Source organism: Paenibacillus favisporus, assembly GCF_040545415.1.
Taxonomy (GTDB): Bacteria; Bacillota; Bacilli; order Paenibacillales; family Paenibacillaceae; genus Paenibacillus_AQ; species Paenibacillus_AQ favisporus.
In genome coordinates, this window is record NZ_JBEPLV010000008.1 from 53597 (window position 1) to 71449 (window position 17853).

The 17853-nt window shown below is 54.4% G+C and carries 22 protein-coding genes; 17 read left to right on the top strand and 5 right to left on the bottom strand.

Annotated elements, in window-relative coordinates; all coding sequences use genetic code 11:
- Positions 1–10 precede the first annotated feature (10 nt).
- From ABID47_RS28820 to ABID47_RS28880, 13 genes are all read left to right on the top strand, one after another.
- On the top strand, positions 11–1645 hold the full coding sequence (locus ABID47_RS28820) for a hypothetical protein (RefSeq protein WP_354502067.1): 1635 nt from the start codon (positions 11–13) through the stop codon (positions 1643–1645).
- A 45-nt stretch (positions 1646–1690) separates the two neighbouring features.
- Positions 1691–2326 (top strand): LysM peptidoglycan-binding domain-containing protein, encoded by a 636-nt coding sequence (locus ABID47_RS28825; RefSeq protein WP_354502738.1) that lies wholly within the window; start codon positions 1691–1693, stop codon positions 2324–2326.
- On the top strand, positions 2323–3300 hold the full coding sequence (locus ABID47_RS28830; protein ID WP_354502070.1) for an XkdQ/YqbQ family protein: 978 nt from the start codon (positions 2323–2325) through the stop codon (positions 3298–3300). The genes ABID47_RS28825 and ABID47_RS28830 overlap by 4 nt, the downstream gene beginning before the upstream one ends.
- Complete coding sequence (locus tag ABID47_RS28835; RefSeq protein ID WP_105442040.1) at positions 3293–3703, top strand: hypothetical protein; 411 nt, start codon at positions 3293–3295, stop codon at positions 3701–3703. Before ABID47_RS28830 ends, ABID47_RS28835 begins: the two co-directional genes overlap by 8 nt.
- The gene (locus ABID47_RS28840) at positions 3696–4154 is read left to right on the top strand and encodes a DUF2634 domain-containing protein (protein WP_354502073.1); all 459 of its coding nucleotides are present in this window, start codon (positions 3696–3698) and stop codon (positions 4152–4154) included. Before ABID47_RS28835 ends, ABID47_RS28840 begins: the two co-directional genes overlap by 8 nt.
- The gene (locus ABID47_RS28845) at positions 4154–5308 is read left to right on the top strand and encodes a baseplate J/gp47 family protein (protein ID WP_354502076.1); all 1155 of its coding nucleotides are present in this window, start codon (positions 4154–4156) and stop codon (positions 5306–5308) included. Before ABID47_RS28840 ends, ABID47_RS28845 begins: the two co-directional genes overlap by 1 nt.
- On the top strand, positions 5301–5867 hold the full coding sequence (locus ABID47_RS28850) for a YmfQ family protein (RefSeq protein WP_354502079.1): 567 nt from the start codon (positions 5301–5303) through the stop codon (positions 5865–5867). The genes ABID47_RS28845 and ABID47_RS28850 overlap by 8 nt, the downstream gene beginning before the upstream one ends.
- 2 nt (positions 5868–5869) lie before the next feature.
- Entirely contained in the window at positions 5870–6922 is a 1053-nt protein-coding gene (locus ABID47_RS28855; protein ID WP_354502082.1) for a tail fiber protein, read from the top strand.
- A 12-nt stretch (positions 6923–6934) separates the two neighbouring features.
- Complete coding sequence (locus ABID47_RS28860) at positions 6935–7294, top strand: hypothetical protein (RefSeq protein WP_354502085.1); 360 nt, start codon at positions 6935–6937, stop codon at positions 7292–7294.
- A 2-nt stretch (positions 7295–7296) separates the two neighbouring features.
- Complete coding sequence (locus ABID47_RS28865; protein WP_354502088.1) at positions 7297–7446, top strand: XkdX family protein; 150 nt, start codon at positions 7297–7299, stop codon at positions 7444–7446.
- A gap of 86 nt (positions 7447–7532) precedes the next feature.
- Positions 7533–7964: a phage holin family protein gene (locus ABID47_RS28870; protein ID WP_354502091.1), complete on the top strand. Its 432-nt coding sequence runs from the start codon at positions 7533–7535 to the stop codon at positions 7962–7964.
- The gene (locus ABID47_RS28875; RefSeq protein ID WP_354502094.1) at positions 7951–8694 is read left to right on the top strand and encodes a glycoside hydrolase family 73 protein; all 744 of its coding nucleotides are present in this window, start codon (positions 7951–7953) and stop codon (positions 8692–8694) included. Before ABID47_RS28870 ends, ABID47_RS28875 begins: the two co-directional genes overlap by 14 nt.
- Positions 8695–8783: 89 nt before the next feature.
- On the top strand, positions 8784–9101 hold the full coding sequence (locus tag ABID47_RS28880) for a hypothetical protein (protein ID WP_354502097.1): 318 nt from the start codon (positions 8784–8786) through the stop codon (positions 9099–9101).
- On the opposite strand, the gene ABID47_RS28885 is transcribed toward ABID47_RS28880, so the two are convergent.
- The 5 genes from ABID47_RS28885 to ABID47_RS28905 form a co-directional block, all read right to left on the bottom strand.
- Positions 9085–9261 (bottom strand): hypothetical protein, encoded by a 177-nt coding sequence (locus ABID47_RS28885; protein ID WP_163882478.1) that lies wholly within the window; start codon positions 9259–9261, stop codon positions 9085–9087. The genes ABID47_RS28880 and ABID47_RS28885 overlap by 17 nt on opposite strands.
- A 14-nt stretch (positions 9262–9275) precedes the next feature.
- Positions 9276–9545 (bottom strand): hypothetical protein, encoded by a 270-nt coding sequence (locus ABID47_RS28890; protein ID WP_354502100.1) that lies wholly within the window; start codon positions 9543–9545, stop codon positions 9276–9278.
- A gap of 139 nt (positions 9546–9684) precedes the next feature.
- Positions 9685–10206: a stalk domain-containing protein gene (locus ABID47_RS28895; protein ID WP_186326053.1), complete on the bottom strand. Its 522-nt coding sequence runs from the start codon at positions 10204–10206 to the stop codon at positions 9685–9687.
- Between the two features lie 384 nt (positions 10207–10590).
- Positions 10591–10767, bottom strand: a complete 177-nt coding sequence (locus ABID47_RS28900; RefSeq protein WP_163882478.1) for a hypothetical protein — start codon at positions 10765–10767, stop codon at positions 10591–10593.
- Between the two features lie 14 nt (positions 10768–10781).
- Positions 10782–11147 carry a hypothetical protein gene (locus ABID47_RS28905; RefSeq protein WP_076175060.1) on the bottom strand — a complete coding sequence of 122 codons (366 nt, stop codon included), beginning with the start codon at positions 11145–11147 and terminating at the stop codon, positions 10782–10784.
- Between the two features lie 789 nt (positions 11148–11936).
- Between ABID47_RS28905 and glpK the strand changes: the two genes are divergently transcribed.
- The 4 genes from glpK to ABID47_RS28925 all read left to right on the top strand — a co-directional run bounded on the left by glpK (position 11937) and on the right by ABID47_RS28925 (position 17839).
- The gene (gene glpK / locus ABID47_RS28910) at positions 11937–13427 is read left to right on the top strand and encodes a glycerol kinase GlpK (protein ID WP_354502104.1); all 1491 of its coding nucleotides are present in this window, start codon (positions 11937–11939) and stop codon (positions 13425–13427) included.
- A 56-nt stretch (positions 13428–13483) separates the two neighbouring features.
- A complete protein-coding gene (locus ABID47_RS28915; protein ID WP_354502107.1) occupies positions 13484–15148 on the top strand; it encodes a glycerol-3-phosphate dehydrogenase/oxidase in 1665 nt (554 codons plus the stop codon).
- Between the two features lie 314 nt (positions 15149–15462).
- Positions 15463–16872 carry a deoxyguanosinetriphosphate triphosphohydrolase family protein gene (locus tag ABID47_RS28920; RefSeq protein WP_089549916.1) on the top strand — a complete coding sequence of 470 codons (1410 nt, stop codon included), beginning with the start codon at positions 15463–15465 and terminating at the stop codon, positions 16870–16872.
- Positions 16873–16900: 28 nt separating this feature from the next.
- Positions 16901–17839, top strand: coding sequence for an LLM class flavin-dependent oxidoreductase (locus ABID47_RS28925; protein WP_354502110.1), 939 nt, complete (start codon positions 16901–16903; stop codon positions 17837–17839).
- Positions 17840–17853: the final 14 nt, after the last annotated feature.

The following is a 17853-nucleotide window of genomic DNA, read 5'->3' on the forward strand; positions in this document are numbered from 1 at the left end:
TGAAGAATTCATGGCAGAAACGTTAAATTACCGTCTGAATCTCGTCATTGATCCGAAAAACGTGATCAAGGCAAACCGGGAGCTGCGGGCGATGGAGCGGTATTTTGAACGGATTCAGGGGCGGGTGCTGAAGATCGGGAGAACCCGTATGGTTCCCGAAATTGCGCTGAAGGACAGTGCCTCGAAAGGGCTGGACAGCCTGCTGGAAAAAATCAACCGAGTGAAATCGCAGGTTATCCGGGCGACGGCTCATGTGAATGTGGTGGCACAGGGGCCGAAGGCTGGTGGGGGTTCGAGCGAAGGGGCTTCCCAGATGATCCAGATCATCCAAGCGAATTCGACCGCAGTTCTTAAATTAACTGGCATCATGGAATCCATCAATACTGGTACCAGTGGTGAAAAAAAGAAGGAAGAGCCAAAGTCGATATGGGATACGATCAAAGACGGGTTTGGCGCGGTGAAGTCTCTTGGTAATGGAACCAAGAGCGTGGGCGAGCTTCCCGAGAAATTTAAAAAGTTAAAGAATCCTGACAAAAAAGATGAGGCCAAAACTGCCGAAACAGCTGGCCAAAACAGTCCGGCACTTCCTAAGGAAACGGAGGCGGCTGATCCCAAGCCCAAATCGGGCCGATTCAGGGGGAAGGGCGGCAAGTTTCTTGGTAAGATGACGGCTTTTGGAGACCTTATCGGCACGTTTGGTTCTGCTGGAGAAGACCTGATAGGCGGTGTCCAGGGGATCGGAAAGCTCCTCGGCGGTAAAAAGAAAGCCATCATTGATGCAGTCGCCTCAGGTCCTGGCAAAAAGCTGTTGGGTCCACTCGGTTATGCTGCCGATGCTTTCTCCATTGCAACGGCCAAGCCAGGGAAGGAACGGGCAGAGGCGGTCGGCTCTGCGGTCGGCGGCGGAATCGGAGCGACCGTGGGAGGTGCTATCGGGTCCATTATTCCCATTGGTGGTACTTTAATCGGTTCGACTTTGGGAGGGGCAGCCGGCAGCTTTATAGGCGAGAAAGTCGGAGGATGGGTCTCAGACAATAAGGAGAAGATCGAGAACGGTTTTAAAAACATGTTTCCCGGCTGGTTTTCCAAAAAGGTCAAGGCTCCCAAAGACTTTTCCGACAAACCGGCTGTGATGACCGCTCCTGCACCTGCGGCGGCGCCGAAATCGAAGGAACCTGCTCAGTCGATGGGGGTGTCCATGCAATACAGTGCAGCAGCTTGGTCTTCCCAAACCGTGGTTACGGGGGCTCCCTATCCCCCACTCTCCCCCCTCCCACTAACCAGGAAAGCCTACGGTCCCTACCTGCCCGGAGCCCAAGGCCCGGCTGCTCCGATGGGAACAGGCCCACGGCTGCAGGCCGCAACCGGAGGCGTTAAGCCGGGAATCGGGGGCAACGGAGGCGGCAAAACGACGCCGCAGCTCGTGCAGATCAGTCCGGAGCAGATGTCGGCGCTGTCGGGGTTTCTGAAGGATTTTAAAACGGAAACCAACTACAATCTTCCGGCGGGTGCGGTGCAGGTGACTGTGCATGAAGAGACGCCCATAGATGTGGAGGGCCTGATCCTCCAGATCGGGCAGCGCCTGCGTTCGGAGTTTGCCAAAGCTGCGCAGAACCGCAAACCGGGGGCGAAAGCATATGTGTAACGACGACGTTTCCAGAGAGGAGGAACCGCTTTGGATTTGGTGTTAATGACCGGGAAGGGTGAACGATTCACGTTTCCGGTCAATCCGGAGGAAGTGATCATTTCCAGGCAAAAGGGCTACGATACCGCCAACATTCTCTCGTCCGGGGAGTTCGATTTTCCGCAGGGGGACCGGATTAAGGAAATATCGTTTTCCTCCTTTTTTCCGAAAGTGTACGACGAATCCTTCTGCAAAGGGGGAAAGAGCGAGCTGCCTGATCCGCAGGTGGCGATGAACAAACTGAACGATTTTTTGGTGATGAAAACCCCGCTCCGGTTTGTCATCAGCGAAGCCGGGATCAATGTGCCCGTGTTCGTGGCCTCCCATCAAACGACATTCCGGGGCGGGGAGCCGGGGGACGTGTATTTCGACATCACGCTCCGCACGTGGAGAGAGCTTAAGGTGGCGAAAACGGCTGGCAGCAGCACCAGCGGCGGGACGGCAGTCAACAAAAAGCAGCGCACCGACATGAAGGAGAAAAACAAAACCTACACGGTCAAGGCGGGAGACTCCCTTTCCAAAATCGCCAAACTGGAGCTCGGCGACAGCTCAAAATGGAACCAGATCTATAAGCTGAACCAGAAGGTGATCGGCAAGGATCCGAACGCCATTAAGCCGGGGCAGAAGCTGGTGCTGTCATGAGTTACAAGGTGATTTTGCAGGACAAATACGATTTGACCCCATTGGTGGAGGCGATCAACCTGCGCGATTCGCTGGAGCAGATCGCTTACCAGGGCACGGTCAACTTGGTGGTGACGCCGGATTTACCCCCGATCTCGCCAGGCATGGCGATCCGCATCAGCGGCATTCCTTACGGGAAAAAGGATTACGTCACCCTGCTGCATCCTGCGGTGGTGTGGGAGGTCGAGACAGCGAATAACGGCATGAAGCGGATGACTATAACACTGTACGACCGGACCGTTTATTTGGACAAATCGGAGGACGAGTATTTGTTCCCGGCGAAGCAGACGGCGACGCAGCGTTTTAAAAAATATGCCGCCGACTGGAATTTGAAAATCGCCAAGCTGCCGGATACCGGCAAGGAGCTGGGCCGGGCCGTGTACCGGACACAGTCGCTGTATGCAAGCATGTTTGCAGACCTGCGGGCTACCGCCAAAGCTGGCGGCAAGCTGTATCATCCGCGGATGATCGCCTCCGGCCTTGAACTTTATGAGCTTGGTACCAACCCGGACGTGTACGTCCTAGAGGCAGTAACGGATACGATGCAGACGCGCACGCTGGAAGGGGCGGCGACGAAGGTGAAGGTGCTGGCGACCGCGGCGAGCGAGACAGGCAAAGAGGTTCCGTCCAAAGTCCTCGCCATTGAAGAAAAGGACGTCGCCAAGTACGGCCAGCTCCAGGCGATAATCCAGGACGACGAGGTGAAAAACGGAGCAGCCGCCCGCGAGCTCGCCCGCAGCAAGCTGCGCGGCATCCAGGAGACGATCACCGTGAACGCTCCGGATATCAATACGATTCGGGCGGGGGATGCGGTTAAGCTGGGCCAAGTGCAGTTGCTCGTCATCTCGGTCAGCCGCGAGCTGGGCAACCCGGGCAGCATGTCGCTGGAGCTCGGAACCTACGACGACGTCAAAAGGAGGTTTTACCTTGAATAAAGACCCGTATGGACAGCTTGCATCCTCTTTGTACGCTTCGGTCGGAAAGCACACGCGCCAGGCGCTCGGTGGCGTCGGGGCGGTGCTGGGGACCATTACGTCGACGGGGCTGAAGCTGGACGATTTCAAGCATGAAATGCAGGACTACATGGTGGCCGAGCTGCCCGGGCTGCTTGCGCTGCCGCGTTATATGGCGGTCGGAGCATCTGGGGTACGGACAGATTCCCCGAACTGGGGGAGCGTGGCGATGGATACGTCATTTTATTTTGACGAGACCGAAGTTCCGGATGCTGCGCTGAAGCTGGGTGCCGGGCTTAAGCCCGGAGACCGGGTGCTGGCCGTCCGCGTAAACGGCGGGGATGACGTGGTCGTCGTCTGCAGGGTGGTGAGCGGCCGTGGCTAATTTGTTTCCGGAGACGGAAGACATGGTCTGGAGCGAGGATGCGGAGACGGAACTATTGGAGGGAAGCGGGGCGGTGTTTGGAAGGAGCTGGCGGTTCGATTTTGACGCCGGGGAATTCGTCATATCCCCCACCCGTAAAATCGCCGTCGCGGATGAAAGGGAAGCCTGGGTAACCTGGTGCGAAAAAGCCATCCGTACCCCGCGCTACCGCCATCTCATCTATTCCAGGGACTACGGCAGCGAGCTGGAGGATCTGGTCGGCAGCGGCTACGATCACGCTCTGCTCGAGAGCGAAGTCCGGCGCATGGTTTCCGAGGCGCTCCTGGCGGATGCTCGGACCGAAAGCGTGGATCAGTTCGCGTTTGCGTGGGAAGGCGAGGCCTGCCGCTTCAGCTGCCGCATCCAGAGCGTCCGGGACGAGGTTGAAATCATAGAAAGCGTGGTGATCTGATGGCGGAATTACCGCTTTTTTTGCAGGATCAGACGGAAGAAAACATTATGAGCCGCATGCTGGCCAGGGTGCCTTCGGATTTCGACAAGTCCGAGGGCTCTTTTATTTGGGACGCACAGGCGCCGGTGGCGTTCATGCTCTCCGAGGCGGCGCTGTGGGCGCAGGAGGTGTTGAGGCGGGGGTTCGCGAGTACTGCCGCCAGCGATAACCCGGAAATCCGTTCTGCAGAGCTTGACCTTCGAACGGCGGAGCATGGAATTACGCGGCGGGAGGCAGTCGCATCTACCGGGACGGTCGTTTTTACTGGCAAGCCGGGAACGAAGATTCCGAAAGGGACGTTTGTAGCAACACCTGCCGATGAGGTATCCGGAGAATCCTCCTTAGAGTATTTCACTACAGCAGATATTACGTTAAGCGATGCCGGAACGGGTACCGTCCAGATTCGTGCTGTCAACCCTGGTAAAAATGGGAATGTCCCCGCCAGGGTAATCCAAGTGATGTCCACATCAATTAGCGGTGTGACATCAGTTACGAATCCGGAGCCAACCAAAAGTGGAGCGGATGTGGAGACAGACCAATCGTTACTGGATAGATTTTATACTAAGGTCCGTAACCAGGGGACGAGCGGCAACAAAACCCAGTATATGCAGTGGGCGAATGAGATTGCCGGTGTTGGAGGCGTTGAGGTGGTGCCTTTATGGCGTGGCCCCGGAACCGTTGGTCTGTATCTGCTTGATACTGACAAACGTGCAGCAAGCTCTGAAATTGTAGAAGCGGTACAGCATCATATCGATCCTACGCAAGATGGGCAGGGGGAAGGATTAGCTCCGGCAGGGCCTGTGATTACCGTGATGCCAGCTGAAGAGGTAAAGATCAACATTACGGTTAAAGTCCAGCGGACACAGGAAACACCTTCAACAATAGAGGAAATTCAGCATATGATCGAGGACGGCGTGCGCTCCTATTTGGAACAGATCGCTTTTAATCGTAATGACCCGCTGGTTCGATATACACGAATTGCTGCAGTGCTGCTGGATATCCCCATCATTATTGATTACTCCGATCTCACAATCAACGGCAATAGCAATCAGCAAAATATCGAAATCAGCGCCGGACAAGTGGCCGTATTGGGGACGGTGAGCGTAAGTGAATAGTGCAGAAATCGTCAGCACGCGAGGGCGCGAACTGTTCTCTTATCTGCCGACGTATTATGAATCCTCACGCATTATGCAGACGGACATGGATGCCAAGGGAAGTGAGCTTGATGCTTTATACCAAGCTTTGAACGAGGCCGCTGATCAATTTTATGTGCGAACTGCCACATGGGGTTTAGATCGTTGGGAGGTTGAGCTGGGTATACCGACAGACCGCACCAAGCCGCTTGACCAGCGTCGGGCCGTGATTGAGTCGAAGCTGCGCGGTGCCGGGACGTTTACCGGGCGATTGGTTAAAAGCGTTGCTGAGGCTTACGACGGCGGGACGGTGGAGGTTAGTTTTCAGCCAGCTGAATGGGCTTTTACCGTACAGTTCAAGGATACGCTTGGCATTCCACCGAATTTGGCGGATCTGAAGGCAGTGATTGAGGAGATCAAGCCGGCTCATTTGGCGGTCAGATTTGAATTTAAATATTTACTGATCCGTGAAGTGGACCAGGTTATGAAAATTCATGATCTAGAACAAGTATTACTTAATAAATTTGCAGGGGGTGCCTAAGCATGTCGAGCAACACGCCGAATTTGGGACTGTTGAAAAAGGATCCCATGACAGATGGAAATGAGACATTTAATATCCAAACGATGCTGAATGATAACTGGGATAAGATTGATGATAAAGTTGGTCAGATGAGTGATGAACTAGGAAACATAACAATCCCGGATGCATCCTTAACTGTTGCAGGTAAGACAATGCTATCCAATTCCATTACCGGTACGCGAGAGAATGTAGCAGCCACTGAAAAAGCTGTAAAGTTGGCATTGGATAAGTCACTAAGTAGTGTCCCAGACGCTTCCTTGACTGTCGCAGGTAAGACGATGTTATCAAATGCCATAAACGGAACCCGGCAAAATGTAGCGGCTACCGAGTATGCAGTGAAATTAGCTTTGGATAGTGTGAAGATTGAAAATTATAACGGCAGTAATTCGGGCGCATTGCTCTTTCGAGTGCCGTCCCAATATCCAACTATCCAAGCTGCGATTGATGCCATGCCAAGGATCTCCGTACGGAACCGTATCATTTATTTGGACGCTGGCTGGACCAGTAATGTAAGTGGCAATTACGACGCTGATTTCAAATTCTTTCACGGTGGTTCGGTCGAACTGGTCGGCGTGGATAGCAACGTGAGCAACTACGCGAAACTGACCGGATATGGCATCAATATTGATGATTGCACGTGTCAATTCTCCTTTCGGAACATTGACTTCATTGGCACTAACACGAGTGTGAACTGCCAGAGCCCGTGTTATATCTGGATGACGAACTGCAGAAAAGTAGTTGCCAATCAGCAAGGTGATTGGTTGTGGTTTGGGGGCAACTGTATCGGTGGTGTATCCAACGTGGAATGCTCCAACTGTCAGAATTCAGTCATTCAGGTGTTTAATTCATCACATATCAATATTGGCTTCGTCACTGGAACGAACAACTACCGATTCATCTATGCCATGGATGGTGGAATCGCATTCGTTTCAAGCAGTACTGTCCCAAGTGCGACTGTTAAATATAGCGTCAGTTCGGCTCTAGTTGTCGACAAAGCCGGACCAAAATGGTCATAAGGAGAGATATAGATGGCGACTGGTTATGTGGTAGCCAAGCAGGGGGCAAGAATTGTTGATATCGTCCCGAATATCAGAGAGATTGATGACGACAATATGCACGGCGACCGTAGTGTTTTTGGAGTTAACCTCAAGATGGCCGACTTCTTCGTTACTGATGAAAAACTCGAGCTTAAGTTGGACGATGTTTTTCCCGAAGGACACACGAACGTAGCAGACAAATACCTCAAGAAGGAACCCCAAGCGGAGGTACACAACAATATTGCGGCATTACTTATTGAAAGTGCAGCCGACAAGCAAAAAATTGCTTCACTTGAAAGCATGGTCGGCAATCTCCTTATCGGCGTAGCTTCCTTGAAAGGAGGTCAATAACCATGGTCATTGATTGGTTCGCAACGATTAAACTTTTTTATGAAAATAAGCATCCGCTTTACACAAAGGAAGGGATTAAAGTGTTTGTTGCTGCAAATATGCTCACACCGGAAAAGTACCAACAGATCACAGGAGAAGAGTACAAGGAATAATCGGTAGCGCCTTAAGGCGTATTTTTTATGCCCTCGGCCAACAGCCGAGGGCTTTCTTATTCCATCATCCAAAGGAGGTCATCCCCATGGAAGAGCGCATCACCCTGACGGTCAAGACGCTGTCAACGGCATTTGGCGCGATTGCCGGGTATTTGTTCGGAGGCTGGAACGTCCTGATCAACCTGCTGCTCATTCTCGTTGTGGTCGATTGGCTTACCGGATTTGGCGTAGCGTGGGTGAACGGACAGCTGATGAGCCGGAAGGGATTTTACGGCATTGCCCGCAAGATCGCCGTGTTCATGATGGTTACCGTTGCCCACTTTATTGATGTCGTATTGGGAAACTTGAAGTATTTTCAGAACGCAGTGATCTTCTTCTATCTGGCTAACGAATTGCTCAGCATTTTGGAGAACGTAGGCCGTATGGGCCTTCCGATCCCCAAGGTGTTTCAGCGTGCCATTGAAATATTGGAAAGTAAATCGGAAGAGGAGGAATCCGCTACCCATGAACCCAAATGAATTCATCGCCACCCTCGCCCCCTGCGCCATCGCTGACATGCAGGCCACCGGCGTCCCAGCTTCCTTAACCATCGCCCAGGCGATTCTGGAATCCAACTGGGGGACAAGCGGTCTTGCCCGGCAGGCAAACAACCTGTTCGGCATCAAAGGCAAGGGCACAGCGGGAAGCGTAGAAATGCCCACCACAGAGTATGTCAACGGCAAGGCGGTGAAGGTGGTGGCATCTTTTCGCAAATATCACTCCTGGACGGAGTCCATTGCCGACCATTCCAAGCTTTTGCTGAACGGCACGAAGGACAAGCCGACGCGGTACCACGGCGTGCTGCGCTCAGATTACCGGCAAGCGGCCGAGGCAGTTTGGAAAGGCGGCTACGCGACCGATCCGAAATACCCGTCCAAGCTGATAGCGATTATGGAGCAGTATGGACTGCCTCAATATGACACATGGAAAGGAGACCACAACGAAATGAGTGTTAACATCACTGAGCTGGCACAACAGCTGGAAGATTTGAAGAAAAAAGCGGAACGCCTGACCCAACTTGAGATCCTTCTGCAAAAGGTGGAGCAGCGAATTACTTCGCTGGAGACGCGGCAGCAGATGAAGGTTCCGGCCTGGGCGGAATCCGCGGTAAACGCGGCGGTTGAGGCGAAGATCATTAGCACCCCGGTGAACGGAAGCTACGATCTGTACAGGGTGCTGACGATTTTACAGCGGCTAAAGGTGCTCTAACGAAAACGCGAGTACCTACCATAGATAGAGACAAGTCAGGCAGGAGGGAAATCATAATTTTTTTCATACTAAAAGGGAGGCATCCGCTTATGCTGATTTATGAATACCAACCGACCATCCAGACGTTTTCGCTGCTGGAGCCGCTGCTGCCGGGCTGCGTGCGGGAACGCATCAAGGCGATTATGGACGCTGCCCCGGAAGCGGTGTTTTTTTGCAAAATCGAGGACCTGAACCCGAGCATACGCGTGTATCTCCTGGAACACGATCCGGTAGACGACTATACAGAGTGCCATCTGCTGTCATGCGACCGGATCGGTCAGGACTATGAATACCTGAGTCTTTCCGTGGAACAGGCCCGTTCCGTGGAAAGGTTCGCAGCCCAGATCCCCGTTATTTCCCGGAGTTAGCGGAAGCTTGCTCGCGTTTGACCCGCTCGTATTCTTCCTCGATCGTTTTGGACAGCAGCTCCGTGGCGGTCATGTTCAGCTTCTTGGCCGCTTCGGCAAGCTGCTTTTTGATGTAGGCAGGAACGTCGTAATGAAATTTAACTTTGTTGCCGTATGGCATAACCAAAACCCCCTTTACCCCATAACTTCCTGGTATTTGCGCTCGATAATCCGGATCAGCAGTTGGGTTGCGGACATGTCCTGCAGGGCCGCCGCTTCGATCAGCTTCTCTTTGATTTCCGGCTGGAACTCGTAAGGCAGCTTGAGCTTCGGCTCGGACATGTGGCCTTCCATCGTTTTTTCCGCATCGATCGCGAGCTTCACCAGCTCGTCCAACGTCGAAACCTGAGACGCTTCGCGGCCGTATTTTGGAAGCACCCGGATCAGTCCTGTATAATGGTTCATAGATTTCGAGTCGCCAAATGGGGCATTGAGATTCAGATCCAGTTTACTCGTATTGAAAAGAGCAATGGATTTCGTGTGGCATTACCTTAAATAAAAAAAAGAGGCAGTCGGAATATTCCCGACTACCTAAGTAATTACCTTAGTTCATGAATCCGCCTCTGATAAGGTCAGTTTTATTCAAAAGATAAGAGCCTAGGTACCTTTTAACCGTCACAACCTTGCCATTCGTTGATGTTAAAGCTCTTTCTTCATTTTCTTTCAGATTGCTGATGTTCACTGCCAATACCGTTGAGTTGTTAGCCTGAATATTATATGTGTCTGTGGAGGCGTTATCTACTTTAATGGTATAGCCGTTAGCTGTCGCAAAATCAGTAAGGGTGATCCAATTTGAATCAGGACTGTTTTTGACAGTAAAGTTAATGGATTTATCAGAAGCTTTGTAGCTAACATCATACCCGAAAATGGATCCGGCATCCCGCAATTGGACATATGTATTACCGTTGTATAAAAGTTGGTTTGAAGCAACTGGTTTATTAACCCCGTTTATAAGCACGCGGTATTTGGCAATCGTTGCTTTTACAGTAGTGGACGTGGCTGCCATGGCAACAGTAGATGAACCAATGAGCATCCCCACAGTAAGTCCAATAATCAATTTTTTCATATGTACCATCTCTCCCTTGTTTAGTTTACATCACATTATGTTTATTACCCAGTCAGTTAGCATTTGACTTTAATTATTATAAAAAAAGTGAAATTTATTAGAGAGTGTAAATGGTACTAATTGCATTACTGGTTGCTTAGTTATTTTTATGCCTCAGGAACTATATCGGGGCCATATCTCATCAAGGTAGGGCTTCTCCAATAAGGTGCGAATAACCCTATTGATCAAGACGTTGTAGACGGAATTTGGTAGAACACGATCCGGTTGACGACTATACAGAGTGCCATCTGCTGTCATGCGACCGGATCGGTCAGGACTATGAATACCTGAGTCTTTCCGTGGAACAGGCTCGTTCCGTGGAAAGGTTCGCAGCCCAGATCCCCGTTATTTTCCGGAGTTAGCGGAAGCTTGCTCGCGTTTGACCCGCTCGTATTCTTCCTCGATCGTTTTGGACAGCAGCTCCGTGGCGGTCATGTTCAGCTTCTTGGCCGCTTCGGCAAGCTGCTTTTTAATGTAGGCAGGCACGTCGTAATGAAATTTAACTTTGTTACCGTATGGCATAACCCAAACCCCCTTTACCCCATAACTTCCTGGTATTTACGCTCGATAATCCGGATCAGCAGCTGGGTTGCGGACATGTCCTGCAGCGCCGCCGCTTCGATCAGCTTCTCTTTGATTTCCGGCTGGAATTCGTAAGGCAGCTTGAGCTTCGGTTCGGACATGTGGCCTTCCATCGTTTTTTCTGCATCGATCGCGAGCTTCACCAGCTCGTCCAACGTCGAAGTCTGAGATGCTTCGCGGCCGTATTTTGGCAGCACCCGGATCAAATACTGCTTCAGCGACTTCTGGTCTTCCTCGGCGATGTCCAGCTGCAGCCGGTCTTCTTCAACGTTCAGCTTGCAGTCCACGTGATAGCCGAACAGGTTAATCGAATAGTTCATGCAAAAGACCCTCCTTGGATATTTGTTGTTTATTATATAGTGTATCGATACGCATTACAACATATTAATTTTATCCGTTTGACATAGCTCTCACTCCTCCTAAAATTGGTCCTCGCAATGTCCTTACTACGTCATTGTCATATCCCACAATGTCTCCACTTCGTCATCGTCAAGTCCTCGCCACGTCCCCACAATGTCTCCACTTCGTCATCGTCAAGTCCTCGCCACGTCCCCACAATGTCTCTACTTGTCATCGCCAAGTCCTCGCCACGTCCCCACAATGTCTCCACTTCGTCATCGTCAAGTCCTCGTCACGTCCCCACAATGTCTCACTTCGTCATCGTCAAGTCCACACAATGTCTTCTCAGCATCCTCACTAGGTCGCTACCACGCCCTAACCCTGTCTAAATTCCTCTTTTACCGCTCCCTTTCGCGCCCTTCAATTCTCCCCAAGCACCTCATCAGTCCCATCATCTGCTTTGCTCCATTTCCTTCGCCAATCTTCGATTTTGTTAACCCGAACCCGCTCCAAATATAGTATGATGTCACTAAGGAAAGCCATGTAAACGTCACCAAGCGACATGGTTTGTCTTTCTTAAGAGATCAGAAAGTATAAGTTTCGGAGCCCCCGCTTCCTGATCTCGCAAGAAAAACTTCCGCTAAACGCGGTCTGTCTCCTTTGAAGGTACGTCGATAGACGTTTTTCTTAACGGATATACATCCAGCAACATCCCGAATGTGCACAACCACAACGAGCGCATCGTTCGCTGACGGAGCAGGGAGGGTTCTATGGAAAAATACATTTTATCACTGGACCAGGGGACGACGAGTTCCCGGGCTATCTTATTTAATGAAAAAGGAGAAGCCGTACATACGGCCCAGCGGGAGATAACGCAGCATTTTCCCCATCCAGGCTGGGTGGAGCATAACGCCAATGAGATTTGGGGTTCGGTCCTGTCGGTGATCGCGTCCGTGCTGTCGGAATCGGGCGTGAAGCCTGAGCAGATTGCGGCGATCGGCATCACGAACCAGCGGGAGACCGCGGTGGTGTGGGATAAGGAAACGGGCGATCCTGTGTACCATGCGATTGTGTGGCAGTCGCGGCAGACGAGCGGCATTTGCGAAGAACTCAAGGCACAAGGGCTCGACGACACCATCCGCGCCAAAACAGGGCTTCTGATCGATCCGTACTTTTCCGGTACGAAGGTCAAGTGGATTCTGGACGAAGTCGAAGGCGCCCGGGAAAAGGCGGAACAGGGCAAGCTGCTGTTCGGCACGATCGATACGTGGCTCATTTGGAAATTTACCGGAGGCCGCGCGCATGTGACCGATTATTCGAACGCATCGCGCACGCTGATGTATAACATTTACGAGTTAAAATGGGACGACGAGCTGCTGGAGATTTTGGGGGTTCCGGCCTCCATGCTGCCGCAGGTGCGCCCGTCCTCCGAGGTGTATGGCCTGACGGTGCCGTACCATTTCTTCGGCACAGAGGTGCCGATCGCAGGCGTTGCGGGCGACCAGCAGGCGGCCCTGTTCGGGCAGGCGTGCTACAGCAAGGGCATGGCCAAGAACACCTACGGCACCGGCTGTTTTATGCTGATGAATACCGGCGAAACGGCGGTCCGCTCGGAGCACGGCCTGCTGACGACGCTCGCATGGGGCATCAACGGCAAAGTGGAATATGCGCTGGAAGGCAGCATTTTCGTGGCGGGCTCGGCCATCCAGTGGCTGCGTGACGGACTGCGGATGCTGAAGGAGTCGAAGGAGAGCGAGACTTACGCAGCGCGCGTGGCTTCGACCGACGGTGTGTACGTCGTCCCGGCGTTCGTCGGGCTCGGCACCCCGTACTGGGACAGCGATGTGCGCGGAGCGGTATTCGGCCTGACGCGCGGCACGTCCAAGGAGCATTTTATCCGGGCGACGCTGGAATCGCTGGCCTACCAGACGAAGGATGTGCTGTCCGCGATGGAGGCCGACTCAGGTATCGAGCTGACCACACTGCGAGTCGACGGCGGTGCCGTGCACAACGATTTTCTGATGCAGTTCCAGAGCGACGTGCTCGGCGTCTCGGTCGAACGGCCGGTCATTAACGAGACGACGGCGCTGGGCGCTGCGTATTTGGCAGGACTCGCCATCGGTTACTGGAAGAGCCAGGACGACATCTCCGGCCAGTGGGCAATCGAGCGCGAGTTCCAGCCGGTGATGGAAGAGAAGGAGCGAACCGGGCTGTACGAAGGCTGGAAGAAGGCCGTACATGCAGCCATGGCTTTTAAATAAACACAGAAACATATCTTGGGGGGTCTCTTTTTCGATCTGGAGGGAGATAAGCACAGATGATATGGTCCAATACGAATCGCGAACAAATCAAGGAGAGCTTGAAGCAGGAAAAGTTTGACGTCCTGATCATCGGCGGCGGTATCACCGGGGCAGGCATCGCGCTGGACGCGACGACCCGCGGGATGAAGACGGCGCTGGTGGAAATGCAGGATTTTGCCGCAGGCACATCCAGCCGCTCGACGAAGCTGGTGCACGGCGGGCTCCGCTATCTGAAGCAGTTTGAGGTCAAAATGGTCGCCGAGGTCGGCAAGGAGCGGGCGGTCGTGTACGAGAACGGTCCGCATGTCACCACGCCGGAGTGGATGCTGCTGCCGATCCACAAGGGCGGCACGTTCGGCAAATTCAGCACGTCCTTCGGACTGCGGGTGTACGACTATTTGGCCGGCGTAAAAAAAGCAGAGCGCCGCATGATGCTCTCCCCGCAGCAGACGCTGGCGAAGGAGCCGCTCATCAAGAAGGAGGGGCTGAAGGGCGGCGGGTACTACGTGGAATACCGCACCGACGACGCCCGCCTGACGATCGAAGTGATGAAAGCGGCCGTGGCGCACGGGGCTGCGGCGCTCAATTACAGCAAGGTCGAGGAGCTGCTGTACGACGCCCGGAATAACGTGCGCGGTGCGGTGGTCCACGACCAGCTGACCGGGGACACCTATGAAGTCCACGCCGCCAAGGTCATTAACGCCGCAGGGCCGTGGGTCGACCGCATCCGCGAGAAGGATGCGTCAAAGGAGGGCAAAACGCTGCGCCTCACCAAAGGCGTCCACCTGGTCATCGACCAATCCCGGTTTCCGCTGGAGCAGGCGGTGTACTTCGACACGCCGGATAAAAGAATGGTGTTCGCCATTCCACGCGACGGCAAGGCGTATGTGGGGACGACGGATACTTTCTTCGACCGGGATACGGCGCATCCCCGGATGACGTACCAAGACCGGGACTATATTATTAACGCGATCAATTATATGTTTCCCGAGCTGCAAATTACGGCGGAGGATGTGGAGTCCAGCTGGGCCGGGGTCCGACCGCTCATTCTTGAACAGGGCAAGGATCCGTCGGAAATATCCCGCAAGGACGAGATCTGGGAGTCCGGCTCGGGACTGCTGACGATCGCCGGGGGCAAGCTGACGGGTTACCGGAAGATGGCCGAGACGATTGTGGACGTGCTGTCCCGGGAGCTGACTGAACAAACAGGGCGCCCGTTTAAAGCATGCCAGACGAAGCATCTGCCGATTTCGGGCGGGGACTTCGGCGGCTCGGCACAGTATGAGCCTTTCGTGCGGAAGACCGCCCAGACCGGAATCGAGGCGGGGCTGGCCCCGGATGAAGCCCTCGCGATCGCCGGCAAATACGGCACGAATGCATCCGGCGTCTTCCGGCTGATCCAGAGCCACCGGGCGGAGGCGGAAGCGCACGGGCTGCCGCTGATGCTGTTCGGCCAGCTGGCCTATGCGCTGGAAGCGGAGATGGCGGCGACGCCGGTGGACTTTTTCACCCGCCGGCTCGGCGCGACGCTGTTCGATATTCAGCTCGTGCGCATATGGAAGGCACCGGTCATCGAATATATGGGCAGCGTGCTGAACTGGAGCCCGGCGGCGAAGGAAGCGTACGCGGCCGATCTCGACCGTGCGCTGCAGGAGGCCGTGGAGCCGGCGGAATCCGATTGAGCGGAAATTAGGCAGTCGAATGCAGCATTCCATCAGGAACCCTTCATCCCCAGGATGAAGGGTTCCTTTTTGGCTTGGGATGATACCCACAAACCCGCAGGCGTCCAGTCTCAGCGGTGACAGGGAATCAATGAGAAAACGATGCTTTTCCTGTCAATCCACTGTCAGTGATGTTGACACTAACTGTTCGGATATTTGCGATAAACTTTGCATTTTTATGGAAAATAGGCACTCGCCCGCGTCCCATGTTAGTACACCTCCGGTAAAATCGCTTATAATAAAAAAACCATACTGTCGTGAGAGGAGTGCTGTACATGAACATTAAAGAAAAAAGAGAGCATCGGCAGTACCCCGAACAAGTGAAATCCGACGCGTCCCGCGCGCCATATGAGCGGGATTATTCGCGGCTGATCCATTCGCCGACGTTCCGGAGGCTGCAGGGCAAATCCCAAGTGTTCGGCGCGGGTACGGGGGACTATTACCGGACGCGGCTGACCCACTCGCTTGAGGTGGCGCAAATCGCCCGGGAAGCAGCACGCAGCCTGCTGCGCGCGCATCCCGAAGTCAGCGACGAGCAGGCGGACAATCCGGGGCTCGTGATCGATCCGGAGGTGGTGGAGTGCGCGGCGATCGCGCATGACTTCGGCCATCCTCCTTTTGGACATAAAGGGGAAGAGGTGCTGGACGGCATTCTGGATCAGCTGATCCGGGACCGGACGAAAGAAGCCGTGAAGGGGCTGCATCTGTCCCCGGATGAAGTGAACGACGTCCGCGCCAGGCTGCGGAAAAAATACGAGCATTTCGAAGGCAACGCGCACAACTTCCGGCTGATCATGTTTTTGGAGAAGCGGGAAAATGTGGACGGTCTGAACCTGTCCGACGCGATCCTGCTCGGCATCAATAAATATCCATACCCCGGCACCCTGCTCAAAAAGGGGTTGTACCAGCACGAATGGGGCTATATTTCGCAAATCCGCCAGGACTGGGGCATTCCCGCAGGCAAAAAGACGCTCGAAGCCCAGCTGATGGACTTATGCGACGATATCGCCTATTCGGCCCATGACCTCGAAGACGGCATCAAGGCCGGGAAAATCGAAGTGCACGAGCATTTTCTGAAGGATCCGCACATTTTGCGCCTGATTGTCGAGAAAGTCATGACGCTGGAGGATGCATTCTGGGATAACTGCCCGGAAGAGCATATCCGCTACAAGGTGGAGGAAGTGCTGACGTCCTTTTTAAAAGTGTGGAATGAGAAGCTTCCGTACTGCGAGTTTGACTACTCCCGTACCCGCCGCGAGGTCAAGGCTTACTGGGTAAGCCTGTTCGTCAGCAGCCTCGGCGTCATTGACGACGGGGACTGGAAGAAGGTGACCTTCGTCAAGGAAGGGCAGGAGGATCAGGATATGCTCCGCACCGTCAGCGTGCTGAAAAGCTTCGCCTGGGTCACGATGATCCGCGACCTGCGGGTGCAGCGGCTGCAGAAGCGCAGCGAGTGGATGATCCAGCGGCTGTGGGACGCTTTTCTCGATCCGGTCGCCTCCAAATCGATTATCCCCTCCGACTGGCTGCAGCGGTTCGAGAAGGATCAGGCCGGACCGAATCCGATCTGGACATGGGAGCACATGGTGATCGACTATATTGCGGGCATGACGGATGCGTTTGCTGAAAAAATCTACAATGAGCTGTACGGATTGAAGGTAGGTTCCATTTACGACCTGGATTAGGCAGCCATAGAAGGGAAGGAAAGACCGGATGGGCGCTCTTAAACTTAGCGTGCTGGATCTTGTTCCAAAAATAGGAGAGGCGTCCTTTGAGGAAGCACTGCAGGAAGCGGCCAGCCTGGCCCGCCATGCAGAACAGTGGGGTTACACCAGGTATTGGGCGGCGGAGCACCACGACCTGGTGAACCTGTCCTGCGCCGCGCCGGAAGTGCTGCTGGCGCATATCGGAGCCCGGACCGAGCGGATCCGCATCGGGTCGGGGGCAGTCCTGCTGCCGCATTACAGCCCGCTGAAGGTCGCGGAGAACTTCCGCATGCTGGCTGCGCTTTACCCCGGCCGGGTCGATCTTGGCATCGGCCGGGCGCCTGGCGGCTCGGCGCATGCCTCGATGGCGCTGAGCGGCAATTATTTGCAGCATGTGGCCGAGATGCCGGCCCGCGTCCGCGCGCTGATCGAGCTGCTGGAGGACCGCTATGCGTACGAGGACGTGCCGGTCGCGGCCAAGCCCGTCCCGCGGATCCAGCCGGAGCTGTGGATGCTCGGGACGAACAACAAAAGCGCCGGCTTCGCGGCGGAGAACGGCACGGGCTACGTGTTCGGCCAGTTCATGAGCGACCGCGACGGCGCTGAGGTGCTGGCGGCCTACCGGGAGGGCTTCAAGCCGTCGGCGCTGCTGGAGCGGCCGAGAAGCATCGCTGCCATCGGCGTCATTTGCGCTGCGACCGAGCAGGAGGCACTGGCGCTGTCCCGCCGGTCAGCCCTGCCGGAAGTCGAGCGGCCGGGAGCTGAGGCCAGCGAGCCGCAGCCTCAGGCGACTCGGCTGATCACCGGGTCGCCGAAGCAGGTGAAGTCGAAGCTGCTGGAGCTGGCCGATTCCTTCGGGTGCGACGAGTTCCTGGTTACCACGCCGGTGATGAGTTATGCCGAGCGGCTGGAATCCTACCGGCTGCTGGCGTCGGTGTGCTTATAAAAGGGAGCCAGACT

Coding starts and splice junctions, on each gene's coding strand:
- glpK (WP_354502104.1), top strand. CDS start 11,937: ATGGAAAAATACATTTTATCACTGGACCAGGGGACGACGAGTTCCCGG.
- ABID47_RS28855 (WP_354502082.1), top strand. CDS start 5,870: ATGTCGAGCAACACGCCGAATTTGGGACTGTTGAAAAAGGATCCCATG.
- ABID47_RS28820 (WP_354502067.1), top strand. CDS start 11: ATGGCAGAAACGTTAAATTACCGTCTGAATCTCGTCATTGATCCGAAA.
- ABID47_RS28885 (WP_163882478.1), bottom strand. CDS start 9,261: ATGCCATACGGCAACAAAGTTAAATTTCATTACGACGTTCCTGCCTAC.
- ABID47_RS28905 (WP_076175060.1), bottom strand. CDS start 11,147: ATGAACTATTCGATTAACCTGTTCGGCTATCACGTGGACTGCAAGCTG.
- ABID47_RS28845 (WP_354502076.1), top strand. CDS start 4,154: ATGGCGGAATTACCGCTTTTTTTGCAGGATCAGACGGAAGAAAACATT.
- ABID47_RS28920 (WP_089549916.1), top strand. CDS start 15,463: ATGAACATTAAAGAAAAAAGAGAGCATCGGCAGTACCCCGAACAAGTG.
- ABID47_RS28915 (WP_354502107.1), top strand. CDS start 13,484: ATGATATGGTCCAATACGAATCGCGAACAAATCAAGGAGAGCTTGAAG.
- ABID47_RS28890 (WP_354502100.1), bottom strand. CDS start 9,545: ATGAACCATTATACAGGACTGATCCGGGTGCTTCCAAAATACGGCCGC.
- ABID47_RS28860 (WP_354502085.1), top strand. CDS start 6,935: ATGGCGACTGGTTATGTGGTAGCCAAGCAGGGGGCAAGAATTGTTGAT.
- ABID47_RS28900 (WP_163882478.1), bottom strand. CDS start 10,767: ATGCCATACGGTAACAAAGTTAAATTTCATTACGACGTGCCTGCCTAC.
- ABID47_RS28880 (WP_354502097.1), top strand. CDS start 8,784: ATGCTGATTTATGAATACCAACCGACCATCCAGACGTTTTCGCTGCTG.
- ABID47_RS28875 (WP_354502094.1), top strand. CDS start 7,951: ATGAACCCAAATGAATTCATCGCCACCCTCGCCCCCTGCGCCATCGCT.
- ABID47_RS28925 (WP_354502110.1), top strand. CDS start 16,901: ATGGGCGCTCTTAAACTTAGCGTGCTGGATCTTGTTCCAAAAATAGGA.
- ABID47_RS28895 (WP_186326053.1), bottom strand. CDS start 10,206: ATGAAAAAATTGATTATTGGACTTACTGTGGGGATGCTCATTGGTTCA.
- ABID47_RS28870 (WP_354502091.1), top strand. CDS start 7,533: ATGGAAGAGCGCATCACCCTGACGGTCAAGACGCTGTCAACGGCATTT.
- ABID47_RS28825 (WP_354502738.1), top strand. CDS start 1,691: ATGACCGGGAAGGGTGAACGATTCACGTTTCCGGTCAATCCGGAGGAA.
- ABID47_RS28830 (WP_354502070.1), top strand. CDS start 2,323: ATGAGTTACAAGGTGATTTTGCAGGACAAATACGATTTGACCCCATTG.
- ABID47_RS28865 (WP_354502088.1), top strand. CDS start 7,297: ATGGTCATTGATTGGTTCGCAACGATTAAACTTTTTTATGAAAATAAG.